At 75.8% G+C, this 9,258-nt stretch carries 1 protein-coding gene; it reads left to right on the top strand.

What is annotated here, in order from left to right; genetic code table 11:
* On the top strand, positions 1-9,258 hold a 9,258-nt coding region (locus tag AC5WRT_RS38380; RefSeq protein WP_496098814.1), incomplete at both ends, for a type I polyketide synthase.

Here is a 9,258-nt window from a genome sequence, read left to right as displayed (position 1 = left end):
TCTGACGGGCCCCGAACGCGGCCGAGAGCTGCTGGAGCTGGTGCGCGGCGGTGCCGCCGCCGTGCTCGGGCACACCGGTACCGGTGCCGTCGAGGCCACCCGGTCCTTCCGCGACCTCGGGTTCGACTCCCTGACCGCTGTCGAGCTGCGCAACCGGCTCTCCGCCGAGACCGGTCTGAAGCTGCCCAGCACCCTCGTCTTCGACCATCCGACCCCGGCCGCCCTGGCCCGCCTGCTGCACCGGGAGCTGTTCTCCGACGACCACGGCACGCGGGAACCCGGACGGCTGCCCGTCCCGGCCACCCCCGCCACGGACGACCCGATCGTCATCGTCGGCATGGCCTGCCGCCTGCCCGGCGGGGTGACCGGCCCGGACGACCTGTGGCGGCTGGTCGTCGAAGGGACGGACGCGATCTCGGAGTTCCCCACCGACCGCGGCTGGGACCTCGACGCGCTCCACGGCTCCACCGCCGGCGGAAGCGGCACCGACGGCGACGGTGGTGACGGTGGCCGCCGGGGACGCAGCGACACCCGCGCCGGCGGTTTCCTCACCGACGCCGCGCAGTTCGACCCCGTGTTCTTCGGCATCTCGCCCCGCGAGGCACTCGCCGTCGACCCGCAGCAGCGACTGCTGCTGGAGGCGTCCTGGGAGGCGCTGGAGCACGCCGCGATCCGGCCGGACTCGCTGCACGGCAGCTGTACCGGCGTGTTCGTCGGGGCCGGCAGCTCCGGTTACGGCGCCGGGCTGCGCGAAGTGCCCGAGGGACTCGACGGACAGCTGCTGACCGGCGTCGCCGGCAGCGTGGTCTCCGGCCGCATCGCCTACACCTTCGGCTTCGAGGGGCCGGCCGTCACCGTCGACACCGCCTGTTCCTCCTCGCTCGTTGCGCTGCACCTCGCCGCGCAGTCCCTGCGGTCCGCCGAGTGCGACCTCGCCCTGGTGGGCGGCGTCACCGTGCTCGCCGACCCGGGCGCGTTCGTCGAGTTCAGCGCGCAGGGCGGACTCGCGGCCGACGGCCGGTGCAAGGCGTTCTCCGACGACGCCGACGGCACCGGCTGGGCGGAGGGCGTCGGCGTCCTCGTCGTCGAGCGGCTGTCCGACGCCCGCCGCAACGGGCACGACGTGCTCGCGGTGATCGCCGGTTCGGCCGTCAACCAGGACGGCGCGTCCAACGGCCTCACCGCGCCCAACGGCCCCGCACAGCAGCGCGTCATCCGCGCAGCCCTCGCCTCCGCGGGCGTCACCCCCGCCGACGTGGACGCCGTCGAGGCCCACGGCACGGGTACGACGCTGGGCGACCCGATCGAGGCCCAGGCCCTGCTCGCCACGTACGGCCGGGACCGCGAACGGACCCTTCACCTGGGCTCGTTGAAGTCGAACATCGGGCACACCCAGGCCGCCGCCGGTGTCGCCGGCGTCATCAAGATGGTGCTCGCCATGCGGCACGGCGTGCTGCCGCGCACCCTGCACGCCGAGGAGCCCTCCTCGCACGTCGACTGGTCGGCCGGCGCCGTCGCCCTGCTGACGGAGACCACCGACTGGCCGCAGACCGACGGCCGCCCCCGCCGCGCCGGCGTGTCCGCGTTCGGCGTGTCCGGCACCAACGCCCACGTGGTCCTGGAGCAGCCGGAACCCGCCCCGCTCTCCGAGGACGACGAGTCACCCGCCATCAGCCCCCAACCGCCCCTGCTGCCCTGGCTCGTGTCCGGCCGCAGCCGTGCCGCGCTGCGCGCCCAGGCCGAGCGGCTGGCCGGTTTCGTCGAGGAGCACCCCGGCGCCGCCGAGATCGAGATCGCCGCGTCCCTCGTCCGTACCCGGGCGGTGTTCGAGCACCGCGCCGTGGTGTGGGGCAGCGACCGGGAGGAACTGCTGCGCGGACTGCGCGCGGTCGCCGCGGACCAGGCGGCGGCCGGCGCCGTCTCCGGCTCGGCGCTCGCCGACGGCCGCACCGCGTTCCTGCTCGCCGGTCAGGGCTCGCAACGGCTCGGCATGAGCCGGGAGTTGTACGACACATACCCGGTGTTCGCCGACGCCTTCGACGCGGCCTGCGCGCACCTGGACGCCGAACTGCCGCGTCCACTGCGGGAAGTGGTGTTCGGCGAGGACCAGGAGACGCTGAACCGGACGGAGTTCGCGCAGCCCGCGCTGTTCGCTCTCGAAGTGGCGCTGTTCCGGTTGCTGGAGTCGTGGGGTGTGCGGCCGGACGTGCTGCTCGGGCATTCCGTGGGCGAGTTGGCCGCCGCGCATGTGGCCGGCGTGTGGTCGCTGGCGGACGCCTGTCGGCTCGTCGCGGCGCGCGGCAGGCTGATGCAGGCCCTTCCCGAGGGTGGGGCGATGGTGTCGCTGCAGGCGTCCGAGGAGGAGGTGCTTCCGCTGCTCGCCGGGCGCGAGACAGAGGCCGGCATCGCCGCCGTCAACGGGCCGCTGTCCCTCGTGGTGTCCGGCACCGAGGACGCCGTACGGGAGATCACCGCTGCTGTCGAGGCGCTCGGCCGGCGCACGCGGCGTCTGCGCGTCAGCCACGCCTTCCACTCGCCGCTGATGGAACCGGTCCTCGCCGACTTCCGTGCCGTCGCCGGCACCCTGTCGTACGCGGCGCCCCGCATCCCCGTCGTCTCCGACGTCACCGGGGCGGTCGCCGCCGTCGAGGAGCTGACCTCCCCCGAATACTGGGTGCGGCACGTCCGGGACGCGGTCCGCTTCGCCGACGGCGTGAGCGCGCTCGCCGACCAGCAGGTCACCCGCTGCCTGGAACTCGGCCCCGACTCCACCCTGACCACCCTGGCCGCGTCCTGCCCGGCCCTGGCGGACACCCTGCACGTGCCCGCGCTGCGCGACGACCGTCCCGAGCCGCGTGCCCTGCTGGAGGCCGTCTCCGCGGTGTTCACGCGCGGCGCCGACGTCGACTGGACGGCCGTCGTGCCCGCCCTGGCCCGGGCGCCGCGGACCGCGCTGCCGACGTACGCCTTCCAGCGCCGCCGCTTCTGGCTTCAGGCGCCCGCCGGTTCGGGCGACGCCTCCGCACTGGGGCTCGACGCCACCGGCCACCCGTTGCTCGCCGCCGCCGTGCGGGCCGCCGACGGCGATGCGGTCGTGCTCACCGGACGGCTGTCCCTGCGCTCCCACCCGTGGCTTGCGGACCACCGGCTCGGCGGCCACGCCGTCGTGCCCAGCACCGCCTTCCTCGAACTCGCCGTCCAGGCGGGCGACCAGGTGGGCTGCAACGAAGTCCGCGACCTCACCCTGCAGGCGCCGCTGACCGTGCCCGAGCGCGGCGCGGTCCGCCTCCAGGTCCACGTCGGCGAACCCGACGCACGCGGCACCCGGCCCGTCGCCGTCTACTCCGGCGACGACGCCACGCCGTACGACGAGACCGTCTGGACGCGCCACGCCGAGGGCCTGCTCGCGCCCGCCGGCACCACCGCCGAGGAGACGGACACGCCGCTCGCCGACTGGCCCCCGGCCGGCGCCGAACCCGTCGAGATCGGCGACCTGTACGGCCGTCTCGCCGCAGGCGCCGGCCCGGCGTACGGCCCGGCGTTCCGCGCGCTGAGCGCCGTATGGCGGCACGGCGACGACGCGTACGCCGAGGTCGCCCTCCCCGACGGGGAGCGGGACGCCGCACGGCGGTTCGCCCTGCACCCGGCGCTGCTCGACGCGGCCCTGCAGCCCCTCGGACTCGGCCTGCCCGCCGGACTCGACGACGGACTGCTGCTGTTCGCGTGGCAGCGCGCCACCCTCCACGCCGACGGCGCGGGCACCCTGCGTGTGCGGCTCACCCGGTCCGGCGAGAACACGCTGACCCTGCTCGCCGCCGACACCTCCGGCCGCCCCGTCCTCACCGTCGACTCCCTGCGGCTGCGCCCCGTCACCGCCGAGCGGGCCCCGGCGGAGAGCGTCCACCGTCCGGACTCGGCGCCCACCCAGACCCGTATGGACTCGACGTCCGCCCCCGCCCGCGTCCGGCGCCGTCGCGCCGTCGACGGCTTTGGGGACGCGGTTCACGGCACGGGGTTCGTGGACCGGCTCGACGGCCGCTCACCGGCCGAACGCCGGCGCGTTCTGCTGGACCTCGTGCGCCGTACCGCGGCCGCCGTCCTGAACTACGCCGACGTCGACGAGGTGGAATCCGGTCGGGTCTTCAAGGACCTCGGGTTCGCCTCCCTCACCGCCGTCGAACTGCGCAACCGGCTCAGCGCCGATCTCGGCGTGCTGCTGCCCGCCACCCTCGTCTTCGACCACCCCACCCCGCTGGCGCTCGCCGCGCACCTCGACACCGAACTCTTCGGCGCGGCAACGGATTCGGCGGCGCCCGTCGCCGCCCGTGCCCGCCTCGACGACGACCCGGTCGTCGTGGTCGGCATGGCGTGCCGCTACCCGGGCGGCATCACCAGCCCGGAGGAGCTGTGGGAGCTGGTGGTCAACCGGGGCGACGGCATCTCGCCGTTCCCGACCGACCGCGGCTGGGACCTGGCGAAGCTGTACCACCCCGACCCCGACAACCCGGGCACCTGCTACGTCCGAGAAGGCGGCTTCCTGCACCACGCAAGCCACTTCGACCCCGGCTTCTTCGGCATCTCCCCGCGCGAGGCACTCGCGATGGACCCGCAGCAGCGCCTGCTGCTGGAGACCTCATGGGAAGCGCTGGAGCGGGCCGGCATCGACCCGGCGTCCCGGCGCGGCAGCCTCACCGGTGTCTACGCCGGCGTCACCTACCAGGACTACGTCGGCATCCTCGGCGCCGCGAAGGACAGCTTCGAGGGGTACATCGGCACCGGCAACTCGCCGAGCGTCCTGTCCGGGCGCATCGCCTACGCCCTCGGCCTCCAGGGCCCGGCGCTCTCCGTCGACACCGCCTGCTCCTCCTCCCTGGTGGCCCTGCACCTCGCCGTGCAGTCCCTGCGCCAGGGCGAGTGCGACCTTGCGCTCGCGGGCGGTGTCACCGTGATGTCGACGCCGGGCTCCCTCATCGAGTTCAGCCGGCAGCGCGCGCTCGCCGGGGACGGCCGCTGCAAGCCGTTCTCCGCGGACGCCGACGGCGCCAGCTGGGCCGAGGGCGCCGGCATGGTCGTCCTCGAACGGCTCTCCGACGCCCGCCGCCACGGCCACCCGGTCCTCGCCGTCGTCCAGGGCAGCGCACTCAACCAGGACGGCGCATCCAACGGCCTCACCGCGCCCAACGGCCCCTCCCAGCAGCGTGTCATCCGCGCCGCCCTGGCCGGCGGCGGCCTCACCCCGGCCGACGTCGACGCCGTCGAGGCGCACGGCACCGGCACCACCCTCGGCGACCCCATCGAGGCGCAGGCCCTGATCGCCGTCTACGGCCGGGGCCGGCCCGCCGACCGGCCGCTGTGGCTCGGCTCCCTGAAGTCCAACATCGGCCACGCGCAGGCGGCGGCCGGCGTCGGCGGCGTCATCAAGATGGTCATGGCCCTGCGCAACGGCGTCCTCCCGGCCACCCTGCACGCCGAGACGCCGACCCCCGAGGTCGACTGGTCCACGGGCGCCGTACGGCTGCTGGAGGAGGCCGTGCGGTGGCCCGGGACGGGCCGCCCGCGCCGTGCCGGCGTCTCCTCCTTCGGCATGAGCGGCACCAACGCCCACGTCATCCTCCAGCAGGCCCCCGACGGGCCGGCCGAAGACACCGCCCGGAAGACCGGCGACGACGACACCGCCGCGGCCCTGCCCCTCGTCCCCGCGCCGCTGTCCGCCCGCACCTCCGACGGGCTGCGCGCCCAGGCCGGGCGGCTCCTCGCCCACCTGCGCGCCCACCCCGGCACCGCCCTCACCGACCTCGGACTGTCCCTCGCCACCACCCGCACCGCGTTCGAGCACCGCGCCGTCGTCCTCGCCGCCGACCTCGACGGCCTTCAGCGCGGCCTGCGCGACCTCGCCGAGGACCGCATGGTCAGCGACGTCGTGCGCGGCACCGACCGGCGCGGCAGCGGACCCGTCCTCGTCTTCCCCGGCCAGGGCGCCCAGTGGCCCGGCATGGGCCGCGAACTCCTCGACAGTTCACCGGAGTTCACCCGCTGCATCGCCGAGTGCGAGAAGGCCCTCGCGCCCTGGGTGGACTGGTCGCTGACCGCCGCCCTGCGCGGCGGCCCGGACGCGCCCGACCTGGACCGGGTGGACGTCGTCCAGCCCGTCCTGTGGGCCGTCATGGTCTCCCTCGCCCACCTGTGGCGCGCGCACGGCGTCGAGCCCGCCGCGGTCGTCGGACACAGCCAGGGCGAGATCGCCGCGGCCGTCGTCGCGGGCGCGCTGTCCCTTCAGGACGGCGCCCGCGTGGCCGCGCTGCGCAGCAGGGCCATCACCGCGATCACCGGCGACGGCGGCATGATGTCCGTGCCGCTCCCCGCCGGCCAGGTGCGCCCGCGGCTGCAGCGCTTCGGCGACCGGCTCGCCGTGGCCGCCCTCAACGGCCCCGGCTCGGTCGTCGTCTCCGGCGCCGCCGACGCCCTGGACGAGCTGTTCGCCGAACTGACCGGCGAAGGCGTCCAGGCCCGCAAGGTCGCCGTCGACTACGGCAGCCACTCCCCGCACGTCGAACCGCTGCGCGGCCCGGTCCTCGACGCGCTCGCCGGGCTGGAGCCCCGCCCCGCCGAGATCCCCTTCCGGTCCTCGGTGACCGGCGACTGGCTCGACGACGACACCGTCCTCGACGCCGCCTACTGGTACACCAACCTGCGCGAGACCGTCCGCTTCGAGGACGCCGTGCGCGGCCTCCTCGCCGCCGGCCACCGCGCCTTCATCGAGGTCTCCCCGCACCCCGTCGTCGCGTTCGGGCTGCGCGAGACCATCGAGGACGCCGCCGCCGACGCCGTCGCCCTCGGCACCCTGCGCCGCGACCAGGGCGGCCACGACCGGTTCCTGACCTCCCTCGCCGAGGCCCACGCCCAGGGCGTCCACGTCGACTGGCACAGTGTCTTCGCCGGCACCGGCGCCCGCCGCGTCGACCTGCCCACCTACGCCTTCCAGCGGACGCGGTTCTGGCCCGAACTCCGCGACGACCTCGTCGGCGCCGACACCACCGCTTCCGGCGACGGGACGTCCGGCGAGGCCGAGGACCGCTTCTGGCGGACCGTGGAGGAGGACCTCGACGCCCTGACCGCCACCCTCGACCTCGGCGGCGACACCCCGCTGCGCGAGGTGCTGCCCGCGCTGTCCGCCTGGCGCCGCAGCAGCAGGGAGCAGTCCACCGTCGACAACTGGCGCTACACCGTCGGCTGGACCCCGCTCACCCAGGACACCGCGGGCGCGCCCCCGGCCGGCACCTGGCTGCTCGCCGTGCCCGCCGCCGGTCACCGGCTGGCCGACGCCACCCGGCAGACTCTCACCGGCCACGGCGTGCCCGTACGCGTCGTCGCCGTCGACGGCGCCGCCCCCGACAGCGACCGCACGGGCCTGGCCGCCCTCCTCACCGACGCCCTCGACGGCGCCGGCGACGAAGGCGCGCTCACTGCGGACGACCTGGGTGGTGTCCTCTCCCTCCTCGCCCTCGACGAGACCCCGCACCGCGACCACCCGTCCGTGCCCGCCGGCCTCGCCGGCACGCTCGCCCTCATCCAGGCGCTCGGCGACCTCGGGATCGCCGCACCCCTGTGGTGCGCCACCCGCGGCGCCGTCGCCGTCACCGGCGCCGACCACGTCCTCAGCGCACCCCAGGCCCTCGTCTGGGGCCTCGGCCGGGTCGCCGCCCTCGAACACTCCGACCGCTGGGGCGGCCTGATCGACCTGCCCGCCGACCTCGACCGGCGCGCCGGCGACCGGCTGTGCGCGCTGCTCGCCCGCCCCGACGGCGAGGACCAGACCGCCGTACGTGCCTGCGGCGCCTACGGCCGACGGCTGCACCGCGCCCCGCTCGCGGGCGCCACCGCGCCCGGCGAGCCATGGCAGCCGCGCGGCACCGTCCTCGTCACCGGCGGCACCGGCGCTGTCGGCGGCCACGTCTCCCGCTGGCTCGCCTTGCTCGGTGCCGACCACCTGCTGCTCACCAGCCGCCGCGGCGCCGACGCGCCGGGCGCGGCCGAGCTGCGCGACGAACTGACCGCCCTCGGCGCCGGCCGCGTCACCATCGCCGCCTGCGACGTCACCGACCGGGACGCCCTGCGCGACCTGCTCGACACGGTCCCCGAGGACCAGCCGCTCGACGCCGTGCTGCACGTCGCCGGCCACCTCGACGACGGCGTCATCGACGCCCTCGACCCCGGCCGCATGGACCCGGTGCTGCGCACCAAGGCCACCGCCGCCCTCCACCTGCACGAACTCACCGCAGACATGGACCTGTCCGCGTTCGTGCTGTTCTCCTCGACGTCCGGCACCATCAGCGGCCCCGGCCTCGGCAACTACGCCCCCGGCAACGCCTTCCTCGACGCGCTCGCCGCCCGGCGCCGCGCCGAGGGCCTGCCCGCCACGGCCGTCGCCTGGGGCCACTGGGCCGACGGAGGCATGGGCGAGGGCGCCGTCGGCGAACGCCTGCGCCGCTACGGCGTCTACGACATGCAGCCCGAACTCGCCTGCCAGGCACTGCAGCAGGCACTCGACCACGGCGAGACCCACCTCGCGGTCACCGACATCGGCTGGGAACGCTTCGCGCCCGCCTTCACCGGCTCCCGCCCCAGCGCCCTGCTCCGCGACCTGCCCGACGCCCAGCGCGTCCTCGCCCCCGCGCCCGGCACCGCGTCCGGGCAGATCGCGGCGGACGCCTTCGACGCCGACACCGCCGACGGCCCCGCGCTGGTGCGCCACCTGGCCGGCCTGAGCGGCGCCGAACGCGCCGACGCCGTCCTCGACGTCGTCCGCGGCTACGTCGCCACCGTCCTCGGCTACCCCGGACCGCAGGCCGTCGAGCCGACCCGCGCCTTCAGCGACCTCGGCTTCGACTCGCTGAGCGCCGTCGAACTCCGCAACGGCATGAACAGGATCACCGGGCTGCGCCTGCCGGCCACCCTGGTCTTCGACCACCCCAACTGCGCCGAACTCGCCCGTATGCTGATCGCCGAACTCGGCGACGCGACGGGCGACGACGACGGGCTGCCCGTCCCGGCGAGCCCCGCCGCCCCCTCGGCGGCGACCGGCGACGACCCGATCGTGATCACCGCGATGAGCTGCCGCTTCCCCGGTGGCGCCGACTCCCCGGAGGAGTTCTGGCGGCTGCTCGCCGACGGCGCCGACGCCATCGCCCCGTTCCCGTCGGACCGCGGCTGGGACGTCGACGACCTCTACCACCCCGACCCCGACCACCCCGGCACCTG

It is taken from the genome of Streptomyces sp. NTD91 (genome assembly GCF_059510455.1).
The sequence above is the reverse complement of the archived record's forward strand: the minus strand, read 5'-3'. Positions and strand labels throughout refer to the sequence as shown.